At 58.8% G+C, this 21007-nt stretch carries 27 protein-coding genes and 8 pseudogenes; 7 read left to right on the forward strand and 28 right to left on the reverse strand.

All coding sequences use genetic code 11. The features are described from left to right. A pseudogene (locus V8359_RS18020) lies at window positions 1-187 on the reverse strand (IS6 family transposase); the annotation flags it as partial. Between the two features lie 52 nt (window positions 188-239). On the opposite strand from V8359_RS18020, the pseudogene V8359_RS18025 reads away from it, so the two are divergent. Then, window positions 240-503: pseudogene (locus V8359_RS18025) on the forward strand (transposase); the annotation flags it as partial. A gap of 291 nt (window positions 504-794) precedes the next feature. On the opposite strand, the gene V8359_RS18030 reads toward V8359_RS18025, so the two are convergent. From V8359_RS18030 to V8359_RS18040, 3 genes and pseudogenes are all read right to left on the reverse strand, one after another. Next, the gene (locus V8359_RS18030) at window positions 795-1787 is read right to left on the reverse strand and encodes an IS110 family transposase (RefSeq protein WP_336430506.1); all 993 of its coding nucleotides are present in this window, start codon (window positions 1785-1787) and stop codon (window positions 795-797) included. Between the two features lie 137 nt (window positions 1788-1924). Then, window positions 1925-2122 (reverse strand): annotated as a pseudogene (locus V8359_RS18035) (DDE-type integrase/transposase/recombinase); the annotation flags it as partial. A gap of 25 nt (window positions 2123-2147) precedes the next feature. Further along, window positions 2148-2501, reverse strand: a pseudogene (locus V8359_RS18040) (integrase core domain-containing protein); the annotation flags it as partial. Between the two features lie 136 nt (window positions 2502-2637). Here V8359_RS18040 and V8359_RS18045 point away from each other — a divergent pair. Continuing rightward, window positions 2638-3411 (forward strand): annotated as a pseudogene (locus V8359_RS18045) (IS110 family transposase); the annotation flags it as partial. A 16-nt stretch (window positions 3412-3427) separates the two neighbouring features. Here the strand turns inward: V8359_RS18045 and V8359_RS18050 are convergent. Together V8359_RS18050 and V8359_RS18055 are read right to left on the reverse strand one after the other, a co-directional pair. Next, a pseudogene (locus V8359_RS18050) lies at window positions 3428-3715 on the reverse strand (hypothetical protein); the annotation flags it as partial. 104 nt (window positions 3716-3819) lie between these two features. Then, window positions 3820-4074, reverse strand: coding sequence for a hypothetical protein (locus V8359_RS18055; RefSeq protein WP_336430508.1), 255 nt, complete (start codon window positions 4072-4074; stop codon window positions 3820-3822). 225 nt (window positions 4075-4299) lie between these two features. Between V8359_RS18055 and V8359_RS18060 the strand changes: the two genes are divergently transcribed. Beyond that, on the forward strand, window positions 4300-4497 hold the full coding sequence (locus V8359_RS18060; protein WP_336430510.1) for a hypothetical protein: 198 nt from the start codon (window positions 4300-4302) through the stop codon (window positions 4495-4497). A gap of 36 nt (window positions 4498-4533) precedes the next feature. Continuing rightward, entirely contained in the window at window positions 4534-5055 is a 522-nt protein-coding gene (locus V8359_RS18065; RefSeq protein WP_336430511.1) for a hypothetical protein, read from the forward strand. A gap of 141 nt (window positions 5056-5196) precedes the next feature. On the opposite strand, the gene V8359_RS18070 is transcribed toward V8359_RS18065, so the two are convergent. The 3 genes from V8359_RS18070 to V8359_RS18080 all read right to left on the reverse strand — a co-directional run bounded on the left by V8359_RS18070 (window position 5197) and on the right by V8359_RS18080 (window position 6257). Continuing rightward, window positions 5197-5451, reverse strand: a complete 255-nt coding sequence (locus V8359_RS18070; protein WP_336430512.1) for a hypothetical protein — start codon at window positions 5449-5451, stop codon at window positions 5197-5199. Between the two features lie 172 nt (window positions 5452-5623). Beyond that, window positions 5624-5881, reverse strand: coding sequence for a helix-turn-helix domain-containing protein (locus V8359_RS18075; protein ID WP_336430513.1), 258 nt, complete (start codon window positions 5879-5881; stop codon window positions 5624-5626). Between the two features lie 124 nt (window positions 5882-6005). Next, window positions 6006-6257, reverse strand: a complete 252-nt coding sequence (locus V8359_RS18080; protein ID WP_336430594.1) for a hypothetical protein — start codon at window positions 6255-6257, stop codon at window positions 6006-6008. A 210-nt stretch (window positions 6258-6467) separates the two neighbouring features. Between V8359_RS18080 and V8359_RS18085 the strand changes: the two genes are divergently transcribed. From V8359_RS18085 to V8359_RS18095, 3 genes are read left to right on the forward strand one after another with little or no spacing between them, the layout of a single operon-like run. Beyond that, window positions 6468-6836 carry a hypothetical protein gene (locus tag V8359_RS18085; RefSeq protein WP_336430515.1) on the forward strand — a complete coding sequence of 123 codons (369 nt, stop codon included), beginning with the start codon at window positions 6468-6470 and terminating at the stop codon, window positions 6834-6836. A 43-nt stretch (window positions 6837-6879) separates the two neighbouring features. Next, window positions 6880-7494, forward strand: a complete 615-nt coding sequence (locus tag V8359_RS18090) for a lytic transglycosylase domain-containing protein (RefSeq protein WP_336430516.1) — start codon at window positions 6880-6882, stop codon at window positions 7492-7494. Beyond that, complete coding sequence (locus V8359_RS18095) at window positions 7491-7784, forward strand: TrbC/VirB2 family protein (protein WP_009503803.1); 294 nt, start codon at window positions 7491-7493, stop codon at window positions 7782-7784. Before V8359_RS18090 ends, V8359_RS18095 begins: the two co-directional genes overlap by 4 nt. Window positions 7785-7995: 211 nt before the next feature. On the opposite strand, the pseudogene V8359_RS19355 reads toward V8359_RS18095, so the two are convergent. The 19 genes and pseudogenes from V8359_RS19355 to V8359_RS18185 all read right to left on the reverse strand — a co-directional run. Further along, window positions 7996-8091, reverse strand: a pseudogene (locus V8359_RS19355) (DUF2493 domain-containing protein); the annotation flags it as partial. Between the two features lie 7 nt (window positions 8092-8098). Further along, window positions 8099-9115 carry a nucleotidyltransferase family protein gene (locus tag V8359_RS18100; protein WP_336430518.1) on the reverse strand — a complete coding sequence of 339 codons (1017 nt, stop codon included), beginning with the start codon at window positions 9113-9115 and terminating at the stop codon, window positions 8099-8101. Window positions 9116-9344: 229 nt separating this feature from the next. Further along, the gene (locus tag V8359_RS18105; protein WP_336430519.1) at window positions 9345-10274 is read right to left on the reverse strand and encodes a DUF2493 domain-containing protein; all 930 of its coding nucleotides are present in this window, start codon (window positions 10272-10274) and stop codon (window positions 9345-9347) included. A 746-nt stretch (window positions 10275-11020) separates the two neighbouring features. Next, a complete protein-coding gene (locus tag V8359_RS18110) occupies window positions 11021-11983 on the reverse strand; it encodes a transglutaminase family protein (protein WP_336430520.1) in 963 nt (320 codons plus the stop codon). 15 nt (window positions 11984-11998) lie between these two features. Beyond that, entirely contained in the window at window positions 11999-12208 is a 210-nt protein-coding gene (locus V8359_RS18115; protein ID WP_305511614.1) for a hypothetical protein, read from the reverse strand. Continuing rightward, the gene (locus V8359_RS18120; RefSeq protein WP_336430521.1) at window positions 12208-12741 is read right to left on the reverse strand and encodes a hypothetical protein; all 534 of its coding nucleotides are present in this window, start codon (window positions 12739-12741) and stop codon (window positions 12208-12210) included. Before V8359_RS18120 ends, V8359_RS18115 begins: the two co-directional genes overlap by 1 nt. A 75-nt stretch (window positions 12742-12816) precedes the next feature. Further along, on the reverse strand, window positions 12817-12945 hold the full coding sequence (locus V8359_RS18125; protein WP_267886194.1) for a hypothetical protein: 129 nt from the start codon (window positions 12943-12945) through the stop codon (window positions 12817-12819). Window positions 12946-13077: 132 nt separating this feature from the next. Next, on the reverse strand, window positions 13078-13884 hold the full coding sequence (locus V8359_RS18130) for a transglutaminase-like domain-containing protein (RefSeq protein WP_336430595.1): 807 nt from the start codon (window positions 13882-13884) through the stop codon (window positions 13078-13080). A 104-nt stretch (window positions 13885-13988) separates the two neighbouring features. Continuing rightward, window positions 13989-14270: a hypothetical protein gene (locus tag V8359_RS18135; protein ID WP_336430523.1), complete on the reverse strand. Its 282-nt coding sequence runs from the start codon at window positions 14268-14270 to the stop codon at window positions 13989-13991. Between the two features lie 127 nt (window positions 14271-14397). After that, window positions 14398-14634, reverse strand: coding sequence for a hypothetical protein (locus V8359_RS18140; protein ID WP_336430524.1), 237 nt, complete (start codon window positions 14632-14634; stop codon window positions 14398-14400). Between the two features lie 47 nt (window positions 14635-14681). After that, window positions 14682-15803 (reverse strand): alanine/ornithine racemase family PLP-dependent enzyme, encoded by a 1122-nt coding sequence (locus tag V8359_RS18145; protein WP_336430526.1) that lies wholly within the window; start codon window positions 15801-15803, stop codon window positions 14682-14684. Then, window positions 15800-16933 carry a DUF1611 domain-containing protein gene (locus V8359_RS18150; RefSeq protein WP_336430527.1) on the reverse strand — a complete coding sequence of 378 codons (1134 nt, stop codon included), beginning with the start codon at window positions 16931-16933 and terminating at the stop codon, window positions 15800-15802. Before V8359_RS18150 ends, V8359_RS18145 begins: the two co-directional genes overlap by 4 nt. A 151-nt stretch (window positions 16934-17084) precedes the next feature. After that, window positions 17085-17924 carry a hypothetical protein gene (locus V8359_RS18155; protein WP_336430528.1) on the reverse strand — a complete coding sequence of 280 codons (840 nt, stop codon included), beginning with the start codon at window positions 17922-17924 and terminating at the stop codon, window positions 17085-17087. Beyond that, the gene (locus V8359_RS18160; protein WP_336430529.1) at window positions 17914-18267 is read right to left on the reverse strand and encodes a hypothetical protein; all 354 of its coding nucleotides are present in this window, start codon (window positions 18265-18267) and stop codon (window positions 17914-17916) included. The genes V8359_RS18155 and V8359_RS18160 overlap by 11 nt, the downstream gene beginning before the upstream one ends. After that, window positions 18264-18578 (reverse strand): hypothetical protein, encoded by a 315-nt coding sequence (locus tag V8359_RS18165; protein WP_336430530.1) that lies wholly within the window; start codon window positions 18576-18578, stop codon window positions 18264-18266. Before V8359_RS18165 ends, V8359_RS18160 begins: the two co-directional genes overlap by 4 nt. Window positions 18579-18974: 396 nt before the next feature. Further along, window positions 18975-19625 (reverse strand): annotated as a pseudogene (locus V8359_RS18170) (DUF736 family protein); the annotation flags it as partial. A 124-nt stretch (window positions 19626-19749) separates the two neighbouring features. Further along, complete coding sequence (locus V8359_RS18175; protein ID WP_336430531.1) at window positions 19750-20052, reverse strand: hypothetical protein; 303 nt, start codon at window positions 20050-20052, stop codon at window positions 19750-19752. 100 nt (window positions 20053-20152) lie between these two features. After that, on the reverse strand, window positions 20153-20614 hold the full coding sequence (locus V8359_RS18180; protein ID WP_336430532.1) for a DUF6915 family protein: 462 nt from the start codon (window positions 20612-20614) through the stop codon (window positions 20153-20155). Window position 20615: 1 nt separating this feature from the next. Then, entirely contained in the window at window positions 20616-21002 is a 387-nt protein-coding gene (locus V8359_RS18185; RefSeq protein WP_336430533.1) for a DUF6878 family protein, read from the reverse strand. Window positions 21003-21007: the final 5 nt, after the last annotated feature.

The following is a 21007-nucleotide window of genomic DNA, read 5'->3' on the forward strand; positions in this document are numbered from 1 at the left end:
TGTAAGTTTCGTCGACATGCCACTGTAGGCCGCGCCACGAACGGTGGGCACCGAATGCCCGTTTGCGAATCTCGGGGCCGAACTTGCGAACCCGGCGGTGAATGGTTGAAGCATCGACCGTCACTCCGCGTTCTGACAGCATGTCACGGACATCGCGACAGGACAGCGGGTAGCGGTGACCTGGCACGGGATTTTTCCTCCATTTGGAATTAGAGGCCGGCCCAACGAAGGGACGGACCATGAAGCGAACGAGATACACCGAAGAACAGATCATCGGCATTTTGACCGAGCATGAGGCCGGCGCGAAGTGCGCTGATCTGTGCCGCAAGCACGGGATGTCGGAAGGCACTTTTTATGCCTGGAAGGCAAAGTTTGGCGGGATGACGGTTTCCGATGCCAAACGGCTCAAGGCGCTCGAAGACGAGAACGCAAAACTGAAGAAGCTCTTGACCGAGCAGATGCTTGATGCGGCAGCAATGAAGGAACTGCTCTCAAAAAATGTATGGTCCGCCCCGCGGTTGCAAGTCGCGTGGTGACGTTTTGGCTTGCGTAAATGTATCCGGCCTCTGATCAGTGGGCTGGTTTTGCCAGCCAGGCCTTGATGAGATCCGCACCTCGGGTTCCAGATTACTTGCTCCGGGATCAAGTCCCGTTTTTTTGCACGTGGCTTACCCGTGGTCGATCAGCCGTTTGGTCATCACGTCCCCTGCAATCGATCTGCGGTTGAAACGATCAGATCATGCTGCCGCCCCCTTGGTCCGCAGATAGTTGTCGCCAGGGCGCGTCAGGATAGCCTAGGCAATTCTGGTGAGTTTATTCGCCAATGCTACGACGGCCTTGTTGCGGTGTGTTCGCTCTTCAAGGGCGCTGAGCCATCTGCCCAAAGCGTGGGTCTCGCGGTCAAGGTGTAGGAAGCATGACCGGGCACCATGGATGATCAGGCGCCTGACATACCCGTTTCCCCGCTTGCTGATCCCCAGCAGGGTCTGCTTGCCTCCGGAGGAGTGCTCCGCCGGAACAAGACCCAGCCACGCCGCCATGTCACGTGCTTTGCGGAATTGGCGGCCGTCGCCTGCAGCAGCGACGAGCGCGGTCGCGCCGAGCGCACCGATCCCCGGAATCGTGAGCAGCCGCCGCACGGTCTCGTCACTGTGCGCGATCGCTTCGATTTCTTTCGTCAGCTCGGCGACCCGCTTCTCGATGTGCGCGAGATCATCCAGCAGATCGGAGAGTAGGTTCCGCATGGTGCTGGTCAGGTCGTTCTGGTCGTTGGCCAGATGGCGGCGAATGTCTGCATGGAAGCCACCGGCGCCTGTGCGCATTGCCAAGCCATATTCGATGCAAAAAGCACGCGCCTGGTTCATCAGGCCGGTCCGGTTGCGGATCAACCGGTCCCGGATACGATGCAGGGCCTGCAGATCAACTTGGGCCTCTGATCGAACCTGCACGAACCGCATCGTTGGGCGGGTGACGGCTTCCGCAATGGCTTCAGCGTCGATGGTGTCTGATTTGTTCGACTTCACGTAAGGTTTTACAAACTTGGCCGGAATGATCTTGGCATTATGACCGAGCGCGGTGAGCTTGCGCGCCAGCCATTGAGATCCGGCGCAGGCTTCCATGCCAATCAGAGCAGTGTTCGCGGCTTCGAAAAACCGCAGCAACGTCTCGCGCGAGAATTTGGCTCTCTGCACAGGGCGCCCATCGGCATCCAGCGCGACGACATGAAAGACCTTCTTGCCGATGTCGATCCCGTAGGTAGCGGCGTTTGGTTGTGGTTTGGTGCGCATCAGACATTCCTCCTTGCTGGTTGTGGCGCCAAGTGTGACGCCGAGATGCGGGGCGGACCATCCCATTAATGGTAAGGCCCGCCGTGAAGCGCGAAGCCGTTGCGCATCTGCAGGCCAGGTTGGGCCTGTCGGAACGGCGGGATGCCGCGCAGGATGAACAAATCGCTAAGCACGTCGATGACGTTGCCTGAGTTCAGTTTTCGGTCCACCCGGATGGCCAGACACTCTCTGCTTTGCTCGTCGATTATGTTGAGCGTGCGGAACGCCTTTCCATCTTCGGTGCGGCGATGGACGAAGTCGTACGACCAGACATGATTTCGGTGCTTAGGCCGAATGACCTGCCCCCTGAAGCTCCCTCATTCATAACGAGAGTATGCTGGTCTGGTTTTCATAATCTTCGGTTTCGGTTTGGGCAAGCGCGCCGGGCGCGGAGCCCTCAAATTGCTCAAGCGTACGGCGCGCTTCTGCGGGTGATTTGTTGCCGAGCGACGAGTGCGGCCTGACGTTGTTGTAATCGTAGCGCCAGAGGGCCAGCTTCCGGCGAGCGTCGTCCAGGCTGTCGAACATTTCCTCGTTCAGGAGTTCATCTCGCAGGCTGCCATTGAATGACTCAATGAAGGCATTCTGCTGTGGTTTGCCCGGGTCGATGTAATGCCAGTCCACGCCATTGTCGTTGGCCCATTTCAGGATCGCGCGACTGGTGAACTCTGTCCCGTAGCACGTCGGGAAGAAGGGCTGTTGATAGGTTATGGCCGCCTGCGCAGCCCTCATGTAGCGTAGCGGGTGGCCATAACCGGGTCTCAGGTCTCAACAGTGGTTTTGCTGAACCACACTGCTGAGGAGACCGGCTATGACCGCCACCCATTCTATCGCGCCAACCTTGTTGGTCGCCATCGACATTTCCAAGCATCGCCACGAGGTGCTGATCGGCATCCCCGGCAAGAAGCGTCGACGTCGCATGACGATTACCAACACGCTGGAGGACTTCAGGAGATTGTCTGCAGCCCTCGCCAGCTACGATCTCCCGGTGAGGATCGGTTTCGAGGCGACCGGCAACTATCATCGGCCTTTAGCGCATCATCTTGGCCGAGCCGGGTTCGAACTGAAGCTTGTTTCCTCCGTCGGCCTCGCCCGGACGCGGGAGGCGCTGCACAATAGCTGGGACAAGAACGACCCAAAGGACGCTCAGGTCATCTTGCACATGCTCGAGATCGGCGCGGTGCAGTTCTTCCATGACCCGTTGGTCACCGGGACCGCCGATATCCAGGAGCTGTCGAAGACCCACGAGATCGTCTCGCGGTCGAAGACCGAGCTCTGGCACCGTATCCTGACCCACTACCTGCCGCTGTATTTTCCCGAGGCGGAACGCTTTCATCGCAGTTCCCGCACCGACTGGTTTCTCGCATTCATGGAGAAGTACCCATCGCCACACATGATCTCGGCCATGAGCCGCGAGGCTTTCGTCGCCGATGCCTGGGATGTTGTTGGCCGGAAGGTTTCCAAAGAACAATTACTTTCAGATATTTACGCCATTGCCGTCGACTCTGTCGGATTGCCAGTTCATGCAGATTCTGACGCGGTGCGCATGTTCCGCCTCGTTCTTGCAGAGGGGCGCAGCCTTGTCCGCTATTGAGCAGAGCGTCGTAGATGCGTCCTTCCGCAACGCTACGACCGTCTTTACGATAGGAGACGCCAATGGGGCACCGCCAGATCTGCAGCGGCGGCTCGACGGGCCAGGGCGTGATCCGACGGATGAATTCGACACGTGCCCGCGCGCAGGGCACGGAAGCCGGCCAGCCCCCCGAGAGGCACAACAGAATGGCGCAATCGATCGGGTAGCTTTGTGCCTGGGTCCGATTTGCTGTTCCGAACAGGGACACGAACGCAGCGATGAATATTGCAGCTAGATAGGGAAAGAACTTCGGCATGAAATGGGGTCCAGAGTGCTTCTCATGTGATCCCTATATTCCACAATAGTATATTATTGTCACTCGATTTCGCTTGGCGTCTGCAATTTCTTATTCAAGTCCTTTCATCGAGCACCATCCCGACCGATAGCTGTCAGAGCGTCCAAGAGATCAATCACCGCATCGGGTGTCACGACTTTGGCTTTCGCCAGAATGCCCCGGCTCAAGGGCGGGTCGACAAGTTTCGTAGTGCGGTTTCCGCCAATCCAGAGGATCGACAGTTCCGACGTATTCCACAAATAGACCCATCCAATGACTTGATACCGGTCGTCTCCGTACAGGCGAGCAACGGCCTCACCGTCTTCTTTGCGCTTGGTCACTGGTCACATTCACTCCAAGCCCGTCGACCGGGCGATCTCGTTTTCTAGCGTTTCTTATCAGGTTGTTTGTCGAGTCGGCTTGGGTCCAAGCGGGGAATTACTCGCTGAAACGTTAGGCCGATAAGACTTCTTATGTTACATTATAAGATGATATTTAATATACTAAGAGTTGCGATAGTATATCTTCGTATTTATATTCGCCGTATTTTAAGGAGATCCCCTACCATGCATTTTCCGGTCAAGAAACATGTCCTTCTCTTTGTGGCCGCGCTCGCTTTTGCGAATATTTCGCTGCCTTCAAAAACAAAAGCTCAGACCTATCCGATCGACTGCGCGATTCTTCTGTGTTTGTCTGGCGGTTGGCCAGCATCTGTCCCTTGTTCTCAAGCTCGCGCCGAATTCATCCGGCGGATCACGCCCTGACCGGTAGAACCACCGCTGCAGATTTGGCGCTGTCCGATGGGTGCGTCCTACGAGATCGAACGTCAGCCGAGCGGAACAGACCGGATGTTCGACGCCTTGTTCCAAACAAATAATATTCGCCCGCGCAAGTCCTTTCCCGCGAACCATCGCGTCAAGGGCGCAATAACAGAACCAGCCGCTTGGAGCTTTGACGAAACCTCTGACGAACTCGTCCCAGAGGATTTTGTCCTGCGCCTTGTCCAAAATCGTGCAGACATCGACATCAGTGGCCCGGAGTTCAATTTCGTGCGGTCCATTCGGGTTTTTGATGTTCGCTTCGCCTCACAGCGAGAAGCTGGGGATAAAGTTGAGTGCAGACGCTATGCGCTGGTCTACCTCGGCACATACGGCACGCAGGGCGATTTTTCATGGGCAGTATCTGCACCAACGGCTCTACCCGCCGCTCATATCGGGCTCGAAGGATGGGGATCGAATTGCCCAAGCCTTTATAATCGTTCGGTATTCGTGGATTGGCGCGACTATGCGGGTAACTATGGGTTCGAGCAGGTAAATTACTGAGGCCCAGCCGCGAACTGTAATGCAGCGGCGCCCGCATACGAGACCGATCAACACCACCTAAATCAGACACAGAGCTCCAAGTTTGCGCCACAAGACCGATGGGACGGATACGCCCGGGTCGCTCACAGTCGCTTCATTCGTTCACTTCGCAGACCGCCAAGGCCAATCTTGTCCGCTGCCCTTCACCTCGATACGGGTCAAGCTATCGAAGTCGATTTCACTCTTCTCAACGTCACTGAGGTCAGGTTGACATCGTGCAACCCGTTGGGGGCCATTGACACCCCACATCACCGCCAGCGCGCCGGTATTCCAGCGATAGATCCATCCGACAACACTATGCTCATCCGTCCCGATCAAATTGGCGATCGCGACGCCTTCGACCTTATCTTCATTCACTGTTAACTAATTTCCTGCAATTTGGCGTTCCGGATAGCAAGCAGCCTGGATCTCAAATCGTTTGGTGCAACCGCATGCCGAGCCTCGTTAATATCGGTTACTGTTCTTCATTGCGGTAAAGGCCTTCACACTGGGTGAATTCAGCTTCCGTTTTCTAAATCAATTAAATAGTTCAAATCCTATGGTCGGGCTCCGTGGCGGCTTCGACGATCGCCAAAACCTCGAAGGGGTCAAAGCCGATGGCGCGCGCAAGGACGACCAACTCGACGACGTCGACCCGGCGCTGGCCGCTTTCAATGCGCGCCACAAGTGATTGATGGCACTTGAGCTTGACCGCCAAGTCCTCCTGACCGAGGCCCGCCTTGATGCGGGCGCCGACCAATGCCTGGCAGAGTGCCACCTGTCCCGTGCTTCTGATTGTTTTTGCCACGCGTCACATACCTTTTGTGACGTCGCTAGCGGATGAAATCTGTTATCTAAAAAGTAGATATGTGAGGGTATTATCGGCGTCTGGTTTCCATGGGCTGCAAGTCTGATGGTCCCGAGGTTGCCCATCAATCCCCTACCAATTGCAGGAACCGGCCATAGTCCTCGCTGACTTCGCGCGCTTCCTCGAAGGCGCGGGCGCGTTCGCTGTCGAGGCAACGGAAGTAGCTCTGGATATCCTGGATGTAGTCTTCGAAATCGCCACGGATGATGTCTGCATAGTCCCGCGCGGCCTGCGAATCGCTTGGCACGAAAGGACGGGCCGGGGCGAAGCAGGATTCCGCCAAAACCTGCCCGGGAACGCAGATCAGAAGGGCCATAGCTTGCAATGGGAGCAGGCATGTCAACCTTGGGTTTCTCAAACCTGTTATCTCCTTGATCGTGGACATTGGCCGTGACTAGTGTTTGCGTAACCAAACTACAGCTAAAGCACGATATTACATCTTGCGGTTGATAGTATACTATCGTAACTCTGGGGTTCAAGTAGGAATCCCCGAGGTTGCGCCATTGGAGAAAGCGTGAGCCGGGCCATGAACTGGGACATCGAAGCACCAAATGTGGTTACGGAAGCCAGGTTCCGCGAGCTCGTGGAAAGCGGCCATAGCGCAGAAATCCTGTGCCAGGAGTCGGCACATAAGAAAGGCCCTAGCTATTACGGGGTCTGGATCATGCGCGTTGTCTCTGATGACGGGGTGGAAAAGCTCCTCGTCACCGCCCGCACGCGGACGACCTACAACGATATCAAGATCCGCGAGTTCAAGACGATCTCCGGCGTGGTGTCTTTCTTCATTGGCCTTGGCTTTGCGCATGTCGACCTGCCGCTTGAGGCGGGGACAAGCCGTACCAACAAACTTGCGCCGTCAGACAAAGCCCCATCAGACAAGGGCGCTGGCAGCTAACCTCGTCTGCCTCTGGCTGGTCGCAGCACCTGCCTCAGCTCAAATGGTCCTGGTCATGGAGAGCGACGGCTCCCTGATCCCGTCACGCTCCCAAAGCAGCTTTGCTCGAAACTACAATGACGGGATTGGTCAGGGTTCGGCCTCCGATGGGATCGCGATCTTCGGCGAGGTAGAGGCCGAGCAAGAGGGCGTCCAAGTCGCGGCCCTTGCCCGCCCGACTCCCCTGCCCCGCGCCGATGTCCTCTCCGGGATTCAGACCACGGCCTTGCGCTATGCCGGCCATCCTGGCCTGCGTCGCGCGAGGCTTTCCGTGACGGATTGGCTGGCTCTCTATCGGGCAAATATCGAGGTTGAGAGCGCCTACCGGCAGGATGCGATTTCAAGTGCAGGTGCCATTGGCCTTGGTCAATTGATGCCAGCGACGGCGCGTGATCTGGGCGTCGACCCGCGTGATCCGCTGCAGAACCTCGACGGCTCCGCCCGCTACCTCGCGATGATGCTGGAGACGTTCGGCGATCCGCATCTGGCGCTGGCGGCCTACAACGCGGGGCCGGACGCCGTGCGCCAACACGGTGGCATTCCCCCTTACCGAGAAACCCAGAACCACGTGGCCCGCGTCATGGCCGTCGTGGCCCGATTGGAAGGATCAAATTCATGAAACAGATTTCAAACCTCTTTGTCGCCTCGCTGGCGCTATTCCTGCTGATTGCCGAACCCGCCCTCGCCCAGAGCATTGATCTCTCCCCGATCCAGAGCCTGTTACAGGGCATCGTCGATGCGCTGACCGGCCCACTTGGCGTTGTCATCGCGACGCTTGCCGTTCTCGGGGTCTTTCTCAGCTGGTTCTTCAACATCATCGATCTGCGCCAGGCGCTCTGGGTCCTCGTGGGCATCGCTGGTGTTGCCGCCGCCCCCACCATCGTTGCCGCGGTCTTTGCCGGTGGCTGAACGCTCGCCCCTCTTTCTTGGGCTCGCCCCGCTGACGATGTGCGTGAGGTGCGCACCATCCCCAGCCCGCACCAATGCGGATGGACCGAACACTGACGGACCGGGTAGAGGGATAACGGTACTGGACGCCGCGGACTGCCGATCACGCGTGACCGATTGCACGCACCATGAGACATGACGAAAGGGCCGCGCCAAGCGCGACCCCCTCTCTTCAATCCTGCGACGCCGTCTTCGCCGGGTCAGCAACCCGCATGACCGTCAGGCCTTTCGCTTCCGCCTTCTGCCCGAGGTTCAGCGCCACCCCGTTGCGGCAATCACACTCCCAACCCGTCGAGGATTAGTTTCGTCTCTGGCATCCGCTTCAGCGAGTTGCCGATGTGATCGCGCCAGCGCGGACCAACCTCCAGCGCAGCGGCATAGGCGCGGGACAGATCGTCGGGACGGTCCTCGGCCATCGCCTCGATCAGGAACGCGGCCTGCTCGCGGTCTTTTGCAGATTTGAGGCTCCCCGCCCCGTCACGGCGCCGGTCGGCAATGATCAGCTTGTGGATCGCATAACGTTCCGGTCGCGGCACCTGGACCAGAACGCCGGATCGATAGATCGCCGCCGCATGGATCGGCTCGGCAATCAGGAAGTTGAGATAATTCAACGCTTGGGCGTTCACGCCCAAGGCGGGCAGCTCTCGAATGGTCTCGTCTCCGAAGGCCGGTGTCAGGAACTCGACTAGCTGGCCACTGCCACCCTGGGCCCATCGCCAGGTCCGGCCTTGGTCAAGAGCCGGCAAGGGATCAAACTTGAGCGCCGAGAACGTCTCGGCGAGACCCGGGTCGACCTGATCCTGCAACGCAACGCTGAGCTTTTCGAACTGCGCGATGTCGATGTCACCGGTATTGGCCATGCCCCCCAAGGGCAAACGAACTCCAAGCTCGCCCTCATAGAGCCGGAACGCGTTCGTCCCGACGATGGTGCCACCCAACCGGAATGTCCCCGCTGCGGCCATGGCCGACAGGATGGAGCCGGTCGCCCGGTCGGTGGGAGTCATGCCTTCGGCGCGCAGAAGTCGAACGAGCCGCGACCGTTCTGCCTGCCGGTCCTTGGCAGTCGCGCGCAGCTCCTCAACCCGGTCGATGCGCGCGCGTGTCTCGTCGCTGTCTTCGCCGATATAGGTGAACTGCATCTCGGTTCCGACGCGTCGCGTGGCGTACCAATAGGCCTTGTCGCCGCGCTCCTTGAGCGTGGGCTTGCCTTCGACACTGGACAAGGCATCATCCTTCAAGAGACGCACCAGATCGGTATAAGCGCTCATCGCGATGCTGCTGAGAGGTGTCATGCCAATCATTTCCAAGTTTTGCTTGGCACGCATATACCTATCAAAACATAAAATTGCTAGGCAAGATAGAAATCTGGCTCAACCGATGTGGGGGGCACATGAACGACACGCCGAAACCGGGCACCAAGAAACGCAGAGGCTAGGTCCCCGCGAGGGGCCGATCTTGCGTAACCGACCGCACGCGCCATGAGACATGACGAAAGGGCCGCCCGAAGGCGACCCTCTCTCTTCAGTCCTGTGATGCCGTCTTCGCCGGGTCCGCAACCCGCATGACCGTCAGGCCTTTCGCTTCCGCCTTCTGCCCGAGGTTCAGCGCGACCCCGTTGCCGCCGAAGAGTACAACCCCCGTCGCCGCGAACTTGTCGTCCAGCATTTCGTCGTTGCACTTGAACGGCGCCGCTCGCCCATGCGCGGACCAGCGCGGATCAAAGCGCGCCTGTGCTATCCCGCGTGCCCGGGCCCACCGAGCCGCAATCATCTCCGCCCCGTGCTTGCCACCCTTGTGGCAGAGGAAGATCTCCTGGTTGCGGTTCTGCTTGATCCGTTCGCGAACCTTGTCGAGCGTGTTGAAGATCACATCGACATCGGTCCAGTCGGTGGCGCCTGAGACGATCAAGGGAACCCCCTCGACTTTCGACTTCTCGGCAGTCTCGCGGTCGTGCTGCTCCAGAAGCTGCCGCGCCTCGAAGACCGCCCCGGTCTCTTGCGCCCGGACGCTTGCGCGCGAGCCGGCTGCCGGGATGAAGGCGTGACCGGTCTCGATCTCGTAGCATTCCGCCGCCGCCTCGCTCATCACCTCGATGGCGCCGACAATCTCGCGCAGCTGCAGAAAGCGCGCCTGCGCCTCTTCGAGCGCGGTCTCGGCGATCTCCGATCCGTCGTGGGATTTTGCCAGCGCGCCGATCTTGTCGGCGGTGCGGTCGACCTCCTTGCCAAGCGCCACCTTGCGCCGCTGCAGGATCATCGCGAGCCCATGGGCCAGCGGTTCGATTTCTGCTTCAAGCCCGGTCCCGCGCAGCTGGCCGAGCAAAGCCTCGAAGCTCTCGCGGATGATGTGGTCGGTCAGGATGTGATCTTCCGGGATCGGCAGCTGCGCGTCCTTCTCGGTCAGCCCGAAAAGTTCGATCGTCTCGTAGGTGTTTGCGGTGTCGTAAGCCATGTCTGGTCTCCAGTGTTCGGTTCCTAGGCCACCACGTGAGTGTGGGGGCATGGCCGAATGCCTGGTTTCCGAATCTGCCCGGGTCAGGGACGGCGCAGCCGCCGGCTTGCCGGGCGCAAAAGTTTTCCTCGTGCAGCAACTGACACATGCGCGCCCTCACGCACGGGACCGCCCCTTGCCACAAACCCTGCCCTCGCCGAAAAGTTTTGCGATCCTTGACGCGGGCTGATTTGGGGGCCATCCGGAGGATATGCTTCCGCATTCATGTGTGTGTGTTTTGACGGTAGGTTTGCCCGACCCGAGCAGGCAAACGGGCCGACCGGACGCGGGAGACGGATGAAGTGGCGGGATCGTTTTGGCCTCAGGCCAAAACAGACCAGAGCGCAATCCGGCGGAGCGGCCGGGGAGGAACGTGCTCGCGAGGCGGGCAAACCGGGATGCCGGGTGCGACGCCGCGGTGAGGCCGAATGGCCGAATGCGCGACGGAACGAAGGGCCGTTCTCCCCTGCGACACGCGAAGCCGAGCTGGGGAGGCCGCAAGGCAAGTTGGAACTGCGTTCCAAAGGAAGACTGGGAAAAATCTGAGTTTCAGTTGTAGAGGTCAAAAGCGGAACTTCGCTGCGTCATCCAGGAACGGGCGAGATGCAGGACTAAGTGTGAATTCGGTGCGTCTGAGCACGTGGCCAGTCTGGCGCGGTTTGCCGACCTTCAATTTGCGTTGCACACACACTGCACACCTCCAGCCGTTAAGCAGTTGATCCAGCGGACCAACGTGTCCCTTCCTCCATGGGCAAAGTGTTTTGCCTTGTTCTGCTGCGAACCAAGACCTGAACTGAAAGGTCAACAAGGGCGTCGGAACCTCCCGAAAAACTCCCCGAGACAGGTACGACCTGGTGGATGTCGCGACCGACTGCGACCGGAATCAAGTTTCCGGACCCGACGCTTCGATTCGTTGGATCGAAGGCAATCCAACCAGCACCGGGGATAAACATTTCGACCCAGGCATGTGTAGTTCCTGAACCCGTCGACCCGACGAGGCCTATTTCGGGATCGGACAGATAGCCGGAGACAATGCGGGCCCCCAGGCCAAGACGGCGGACTGCCTCTGCAAGCAGGACAGCGAAATCGCGGCACGAGCTCCATCCCCTGTCGAGTGTCTCGATCGGCGACTGGGTGCCTTCGTCGTCGCGGCTCTGGTAGGAAATCTGCGTGAACACGCCATTGCTGATGTCCTTCAGCAGAGACAGCGTGTCGGTCGGGCGTGCCATGACAAAGCCCTCGATCCATCTGGCAAGGCGGCCATCGACGTCATCGTATTGCGGCACCGTCAACGCACCCAGGTCCGTCCATTCGTCGGCGGCGTAGACAAAGGGGTACTGGGCGGCCGAGGCAGCGATGGCAAAGACCGGCCAGGCTGGCGCGGTCAGTTCCACGGTGGCTCGGCTTTCGATCACCAGATGATCTGTCGGACCGTCAAAGATGGCGGTGCCGATCGCGTTGCCGGCCACATCATGCACCCAGGTTACGGTCGCCGTCGGGGCAATGGAGATCTCGTGGGAGAAAAGACGCAATTCCCGCGTTTCGCGCGGACGCAACATCAACCTGTGCGGCCCGAGAGCGACCGCCTGACGGTATCGGTAGGTTGTCGTGTGAAGGACGTCGAGGCAGGCCAAAATTTGAGGTCCAGTGTGGTTCGAGCAAGACGGCACGCAAGTCGATGCGGATCAGCGGCGGCGCGATGACCCGGAGCTATCGGGCACGGCGTTTCGCCAGGCGTTCAATCCCTTGCAGCGCCGACAGATCCGCTCTCCGAACCCTTCGCTCCAGAAATGGGTTTCGCACCGCAGGCATTGGCGTTCCTGCGGAACGTCGCGCCGGGCCCGAACGGTCGGAATGTATAGCCGTTCGCCTTCGGCCATGGCCTCGTCCGACATCAAGTCCGTCCCGCCACTTGGCGGCCTAGCGATCGCGACAGTGTTTCCGATATTGAAGGCATGCCTTCGTTTTCGGCGGCCCGGATTGACACATCGTCCCGGTTCCTTTGGGTGGTCGTCGTCGACGCCGGCACATTCAGATCGGGATCGGGCGTCCCGCGGCCTGAATAAAGATGCCGCAGATGTGCTTCGGAGACGCCATCGGCCTCCATCACGAGGCGCACCATCGGATCCGCCAGCATTTCCTCGACGAAAAAATCGGACAACGCCTTACCCGTCAGCTTGTCCCTCGCACGTGCGTGGTCCAGGTCGGCAAGGGAAACGGTCAGTGTCCGCGCAAGTCCAGGATGCGATGTTCGGGGGTGAAGCTTTACAAGGACGGAGGCCTTCCACGCCTCGGGATCCTGTTGATCCGGTGGCAAAACCAACTCCGTTTCGATCTCGTACTCTCCAGCCGGGAGCGTCTCGGCAAAGCCTGGAACTGTGAACGGTCGGACGAAAACCGCAACGGTCCTGCTCGTCAGATCTTCCATCGGCGTAATCCTCTCCCTTACTGTTTCTGTTGTTCGCGCGCTCCTTGAGAATGGGGCGCGCAGCCTGCGCAGGCCTCAAGATGTCTCTTGTTTCGCTGGCGCTTCCTTGCCGGCGGGCTTGGTCTCGTTCTCTTCGGAAGGGGTCTTTGCAGGCTTCAGCTTCAATGCGGCCGCAGCCCTGGCGGTCAGGTCCTTGAAGGACATGTCATCAATCCTTTGATTGGCCGGAGCCAACTCCTCATCCATGATGGACCGGGATGTTTGACATCGGTACTTTACATATGGGGATTGGCGATGTGATTTACGATGGTGTATCGAAAAGGAGGCCAAGATCAATCAGGCCAATTCATCCGTCCAGACCTTGAATTCCGTTAACGTATTTTCACCGAATGTCTGGGTCAAAGGGACATCGGCGGCATCGCGGCCGCGCGCGATCAGAATTCTCGCAAACCTCGGTTTGTTGTTGCGCGGGTCGAACATGTGCCATTCTCCAGAAAGGAACACCTCCATCCACGCGGCGAAGTCCCCCGGCGGATGCGGGAGAGGTTCACCGATGTCGCTCAGATATCCGGTGCAGTAGCGTGCCGGAATGTTCATGCAGCGACACAAAGCCATGGCGAGATGGGCAAAGTCGCGGCAGACGCCCTGTTGCTCGGCCATTGCCTGCGATGCGGTGCGCGTCGCTTTCGCCTGCATGTAGTCGAAGCGGACATGTCCGTGCACGAAATCGCAGATCGCCTGGACGCGGAACCAACCGGGTTCCGTGGTCTCGAAAAGTCGCCAGGCTTCCTCCGAGAGAAGATCGGTATCGCAATACCGGCTCCCCTGCAGGAACACGAGCGTATCGGATGGCAGATCCTGAACCGCGTGCTGTTGCGCGGCGGGAAAGACGGGATCGGGCCGGCCCGTGTCGCGGAAGATGCCATCCGTCGACAGGCAGAAGTCGCCCTCCGGAGCCAACAAGCGCGTACACCAGTTGCCGAATCCGTCCCGGTAGCTTTCGAGCGGCACGCTCGGCGACGTGACGAGGTAATCGGCGCGCTCCAGATCGCCAAAGCGCGAATAGTGGACGTTCAGCAGCGCGAGCAAAGGCGTCGGCTGGGGGAAGCTGTATCGCAGACGACACCCTATGCTGACCCGCATGTCGGACACACTGCCGCGCCTTGTCATGTCACGATCACCGTCCAAGGATGCACGCCCCGTCGGAGAGCCGGAAGTCCCGGTAGATTGCGGCCATTTTCAGGATTCTAGAAATCGTCAAGTTCTGGAACCTTCCCAAGCCTTACGAGGAAGCTCGGTTCGCCGACTTCTCCACTGGCTGGATCCTCGATGACCATGTAAGCGTCGGCACCCGCGCACTCCTCGGATAGAGCCTCTCGTTCGGCTCTGTTTTGTGCTTCCGACGCTGTGGAATATTCAAACTGCTTGGCAATCTTCAGGCCTGTCTGCCCGTTGCGCCCAGCTTTCATTTCAACATAAGTCTGGCAGATATAGTGGATTTTTTCTGGGGATCGCTCTGCGTTTGTCATGGATGGTTCCTTGTGATCGGCAGGGAGTGTTGGGAAGTTCTGGGAGCAGCCCTGGCCGATTTCCGCCCGATTGAAGTGACCATTGCCCGGCGGAGCACATCACGCAAACATGCCCGCCGAAATTCAACTACCGGGTCGAAGCGGCTTTCGAGCGACGTGATTTAGACGCTGCTGAAGTCTTGGTTACAGGTGGCGTGTTTGCTTCTCTTTCAAGACGGGCGGTACGCAGTCGGGAATTCTTGGCGTCACGTTGTTCCGTTTCTTCGTCGACCATTTGCCTGACGACACGCGTCGTCTTATCCATCGCGGTTTCCGGTTTGGAGTCATACACTTTAAACAGATTGCTTTTTGTAAGTTTAGTCAATTTTCAGTTTCCTTTGTTTTGCAGGCGGCAAAATCAAGCGAGGTCTTTCAAACCAGCGCCAAGTGGTCGACCTTGCTCTGGGTGCGCCGTGATGGGCGTGTGGGTGGATAACCCATGAGCTCTACTTCGATGTCAGGCGCGGCCATGGCATGCATTAACGCATTATAATTCATCTGGAATCTTACCTCGGATCCCGGCGTTGGCGGGATGCCGAGCGTTCCAATGACAAGATGATCGCTGGTTGCACCGATCAATGTGCTTCCAGCAGGCATTGAAAGCCCCAGAATGTCGGTGTCCTGATGCCCCATCGCGAGGATCATGCGTGCAGAGGCACCACTGGGTGTCACAATGCGAAGTCGTTCCCTAGGTGGATCGATGAGGGCGATAGGGAAAGGCGAAGGTTTTGCACCCGTTTCGATAACTTCGGCAACAAGCGTGAAGGCGTCCGTGTGCATTCCGCCGATCTGGTCTCCAGACACCGGCTCAACTCCCAGAAGGATCGCCTCACCCAGACGGAGGTCGTTGACGCGACCCGTCGCGTGTTCGCCAAGCGCCCACGGTAAATTGGTTGAGTTGCCACCAGACACGATCTTGAGGAACGGGCCGCATACCCCCTCGATCTCATTCGCGAGGTCGCAAAGAGCCGCCATTTGCAAAGCAGTCGGGCTAAGCCCGCTCAAACAGGCAAAGTTCGCGCCTATCCCTTTCAACGCAACCCCAGGCATTTGCATGACGTGCAGCGCGATATCTTCCAGGTTTTCGGGCAAAATCCCGTCCCGTTGATCCCCCATCTCGACCATAAGAATGATACCGTGGTCGGACCCATTGCGGATCGCGGCAGCAGCCAAGGCCGTAATAACCAACTTCTCGGTGTTATAGCTCGCTTCACATGACTGAACGACGTGATCGGCCTGGCTTAACATCGGTGTACGGATCAGAGTGATGGGGCCAGTCATGCCTGCCGCACGCAGCCTTTGCACATTGCTGATACGTGCATCTGCAAGCCCCACGGCACCACCATCGAGCATGGCCTGAGCGATTGCAGGATGCCCGCAGACAGCCTTGGTCACGCCCGTGACGCCGATCCCACGCGGGCTCAGGCGCCCGACAAGTGTCTGCGTGTTGCGCCGTATCTTGCCCAAATCCACTTCGATGCGCGGGCAGCTCATACTGCGGCCATAGACGGCCCTTGTGTCAATCCAGGGTACGCGGCGATTACCATCGCAAGCAGTTGTGCAGCGGGCCTCGCAAGCGCATCGGTGACGGGCAGCCCGAGTTTGTGTGATTGCGCCGCGATGGTGTCGGTGATTTCGGCCTCACACATCCCCTCGTGATTGAGCGTGACACCGATGACCTTTGTATCTGCAAAGGCCTCGATCAAGGCAATCTCACTTGCCGCAGAAGGCATCTGCATATTGGGAAAGTCGCTGCGATGGGCACGTTTCGGCGCGTGCTGAAGGATGACAGCATCCGGCTGGCTCCCCCGAAGGATAAAGGCAGATGTGCAAAACGCGGGATGGCTCAAAGCACCCTGACCTTCGATCAAAACCACATTGGGCTGTTCCACTTCAGAAGCCGCAACAATCGCGCCTTCAAGCTCGCCACAGCAAAACTGGGGCGGTACGGCATCCATTGCGATACCGTATTTCGCGCCCTGCATCAGGCCGGTTTGGCCCGTGCCGACAAGGACCGTCTTGATGCCGCTGGCATTCAGGGCCTGAGCCAATACGGTCGCCGTTGTCCGCTTTCCAATGGCGCAATCGGTTCCCAGAACGGCAATCCGCAGCGCTTTAACAGCGGCGACACTGCCATCAAACAGGCGCATGTCCTTGCTGGGTTTCGGCTTGCGGATGTCGCGGATCGTGACATTGCGAACTGACGCCGCGTTGGCTATTTCTGTGTCATCGCACAGATATTCATGCAGCCCGCTCACGATGTTCATGCCAAGCTCAATCGCTTGGAGAACAACGCCTCGGTCCGCAGTCGAGAGACGCCCTGTTGAAGGGGCCATCCCATAGATCAGAGTATCGGGAAGGGCGGTTTCATGGGCAACTGCGGCGTCCAGATGACCAAAGATAGGTATGCTGTTGCTGACAGCATCCAGAACGGTCCCGCTGTTTTGGCCGCTACAGGTGCTGTCGATTACAGAAAGGATACGATACGCTTGCGAATGGCGCACAAGGCCATTTGCCGTCTTGCCATCGACTTGCGCGAAATTCCCTTCGCAATAGACGACCGCCGTTGGTGAGGACGTGATCTGCCTGCCTGACGTCAAGCCTACGGATTTGATCTGTTTCATTGGAGGTGCTTGCGGTCCCCTGATAGGGCGGCGGATGGTATCGACAGTTTCAGATTTAGTTTCCATTGTAGTTCTCTTTCACAGGTTGGCACGGAGGGCAGAATTGCCCTCACATGTGCATTTTGAATGGGAATGGCGCCGTGGCTTGCGCCTAGTTGTTAATGACGCACAGCCCCTTTGATTTTTGGAAATTCTTGTTGCATTCCCAGCGGTTTCCCGACCTGACCAGATGCGCATTTTCGGGAACGTTTATGAATTCGCATGTCGCGGCTGAGGCGGCGTATCCCCGATCACACTTCCACCCTGAGCCGTAGCTTGCGTCATCGAAGTATGCATTTGCGGGGATCGCGACGGCTTCGCACAGACCAGCCCGTTCAAAGAAGCCGCGCTCACATGTCCAGGGCAGACCGTATCCTGATCCGTTCAGATAGGCGTTGGCCGGAACCGCGATAGCAGTACACTGGTCGCCCGTTGCTTCGAACCCGCGTTCGCACGTCCAGGTGGAGCCATATGAGGTATCTGCCAAGTACGCATTTGCTGGCAGCACGATTTCCTGACATGTGTCATCGACCTCGATGTAGCCACGCAAACACCGCCAAGGTTCGCCTGAGGGGTCCAAGAACCCACCTTCGGGCACCTCTACCGCAACGCATGCAGCTTCATCGGTTCTGCGAAACCCATGCAGACATTCCCATCCGGACCCGTAGGACCGGTTCGTGTCATATGCGTTTTGCGGCACGACCACAGCGACGCAGGCATTCTCGTTCAGACGAAATCCAATGTTGCATTCCCATCCATCACCGTAACTTTTTGCACTGGCATTCTCGGGCATTGGCTGAAGTGAGGATTGGGCAAATGCAGGGAGTGCAAGCAACATGATTGCCATAACTGAACCTAAGAATAGGGCCATGACGGTTGGTCTGTCTGCCGGAACATCAGCTGCGATAGATTGCGGAACTCGGGGTTTCTTTAATCCTGTTTTACGATCCATCTAAAGCGAGCTCCGCAAGACATGCGTCTGCCAGATCCCGGCTCGGGGTGTCAGTGCCCGGCAATGTGGCCCAGCCGGTTTCCATCATTGCATCGCGCTGCTGAAAGCCGGAAGATTCTCGAAGCGTTGCCAGTATTTCGACGCGTTCCGCATCCGCTTCTGAAAGGCCTAGACAGACCGGCACCATGGCCAAGGTGACTTGCTCTGCGGCAAGGTTATCAGCCATCTCAAGGGCACCGCCTGAAGTTGTCCAGCCGCCCCAGGTGAAGCCAAGAACAGAGACAGCAACTGCGCCAACCAACGCGCCGTAAACACCGGGTTTCGTCCATTCGGGAAATGTCATGTTCCATCCTCCTGCGGAGAAAGCGCCGCATCGCTGTGATTGATCGTCTCGGTCGCTGCCTGATCCCGACTCAGCGCCTCTTTCAGATCACTGTCAGAAATTGCGCGTAACTCGGAGCGTCCCGCATGACGGCCCCTTCCGCGCACCGTCAGGTAGGTCGCCGTCCGTCGGAAAGCCTCGAAGCTCAGACCCTGGAGAAGCTCTTCTTCGACGAGAACTTCGTAGTCACCCGCAGGCAAATCGCCCGGGTATCCCGGCAAGGTGAACGGGTTCGAAAACGTCACCGTCGATCTAATCGACCGCATGGTCATCTCTGGTCTCCGCGATGTTGGCAGATTCGTCGCTCATTACTGTCGACGGCCCCTTGGAGTCCGGGCCCGACCTGTCGAACGCTTTCTTCTTGTGTAACTCACGATCGTTCGCCTTGCGCTGACACAGGTTAGTCTCTGGCGCCGAACCGTTTGCGAACTCGCCGGGCACAGTCGCCGACACTGACCTGTGTAAGGGCGCCGGGACCGACCTGCGCGTACCCTTGTGGGAAACAGGGGCGATTTGCGTTCCTGCAACCTAGGAATGGAACGACGATGGCCACACCCAATGTCCTCAACCCGCACCCACCCGAGTTCGAGCGATTTCTCTATGCGTCCGTTGGCGAGGATCGAAACGGATATGTCGTGACGGTCCTCTCCACGCTCGCGCGGCTCGGCCTGCCCACCGCGCTGTTCTTCGTTCTGCACGGCGTTCACGCGCAGATCGCCATCGGGCGTGTTGATCAGCAGCGACAGGTAGTCATTGCCCGTGCGGCTGCTTTTCGCCATCCACGCCGAGCCGACGCGGATCGGTGTGCCCCGGGGCGAGCTGACCTCGATCCGGTAATCGGGGTGGGTCTCCTCGGATTTATAGCTGTTCTCGATCAGCATGAACTCCAGATCGAACATCATGTTGGCGATGTAGCCGGTGAAGGCGTTGTCAGCGTCCATGGCGGTGAGCTCGCCCGAGATCGAGCCGGATTTCATCAGGCCGTTCGAGACCAGCGGGATGATCTCGAATTCGCCGCTTTGGGCCGCGCGCGCCTCTTTCGTTTGCACCGCGTTGACCCGGAACGGGCCGAGGCCGACATCAAGCTGCATCGAGATGTAGGGGTTGCCGCTGGTATTGCCGGTCTCGTTCCAGGCCGTGCCGATACGCACCTTGCGGCCTGATTTGTTGACTGCCGTCACGTCAAAATCCGGGCTGCGTTCGGACATCTTGGCCCGCGCCTCCAACCGGATGGCGATGTCAAAGCGTGCCCCGTGGATCATGCCGGTGTACTGAGCGGCTGCGATCTCGACATTGCGAGTGAGGGTTCCTGCGAACATGGGATGGTTCCTTTTGGATTGGCCGGTGCCTGACGTTCTTGCCAACGCATCCGGGATTGCTTTCTCGACCCCTTGAGGGATCACAAACCAGAAAGCTCGCTTTCCTTTCAGCCCCGATCGCGGGTCAGAGCTGCCGTCCGAGTGGGAGTGCCCCCGCGCCTCCGGGTGCTACGCCCCTCCCCTGCCCGTCTGGTCTTGATTTGCTGCCCGGATTTTCCGCGCTGTCCTTCGATCGCGCGATGAAGAACTCCGTTTCTTCTCCGTTCAACCGGTGCCCTTCCCGGTCGGTCAGGCCGATGCAGCTGCCGTTCGGCTGATAGGTGATGAGGTACTGACCGAGCCTGTCCTTGTGCACAACATAGCCGGTATTGGCCCAATGCACGGTCTGCCCGGCATCGACGGCGGCCTTGATTTCATCGAGTGTCATGCGATCCTCCTCAAGAAGAATGGTGGGGAAACGGCGCAAGAAGCCCGCTCTTCCAACCGGGCTTCCGTGCAGCATTCATTTGGCGAAGAGCCGGGAGCTGTCAGGCACTTTGCATGGCTTGCGTCGCGCGCGCCGCCATCCAATCCTTCAGGCCAAGAACCGTTCTTCCGGCGGCGACCTCAGATGCCCAGGCAACTCTTGGGTCGCCGCAGGGCTCATCGCCAGAATGCCGGTCGATATGGCCATTGGCCATCCATGGCTCAGGCTGGATCCGTCGCAGCCAGTCCGCCATGCTCGGAATGCGGCCCTGGCAGTCTTCACGGATATGCTGCTCGCCGATCCAGCGCACGGGGATTTCTCGACCAGTGCTATTGGTCAGGGCCAGGCCGAAGACACGTTCGGCCTCAAACAGGCCAAGGGCATGATGGCGCATGGCTCGGTGCGTGAAGAGCGCGAGGTGCTCTTTCGATGCGTCAAACCAATCGTGCACAGACTGATAGTCAGACGGCACCCCGCCGAATTTCCGGGCAGAGCTTTCAGCATGATGAAGTGGGTGAGCCATCTCAAATCCCCTCGTCATAGCTGTGCGAGCATTCGACAAAGCGATCTGCATGATCGAGGGTGATGCTGTCGTTGCGCAAGTCCCAGGTCAGCGTGCCGTAGCCGCCCTCGTTGTTCTCGAACCCCGGGTGATGGTGATAGGCGAGCGACCAGGCGAAGTCGCCAACCTCTGTGGCAAGCGGCTCCGGCAGTTTGACCTCTGCAGGCTGCACCGTCACATCCTCGACATTGCCAGAGTCGCCATAGCCTTCGTATTCGGCAGTGACCTCGCTGATGCCAAGCGCACGTAGTTGCGCGAGCAGCTCCGTTCGGGATGCCTTCAAGGTGGTTTCGCGCTCCGCGCGCCACTGAGCCGCCATTGCGGCATAATCGATCTGGGGATTGGTCATGGTTC

This window comes from Roseovarius sp. E0-M6 (assembly GCF_037083845.1).
In the GTDB taxonomy this organism is placed as follows: domain Bacteria; phylum Pseudomonadota; class Alphaproteobacteria; order Rhodobacterales; family Rhodobacteraceae; genus Roseovarius.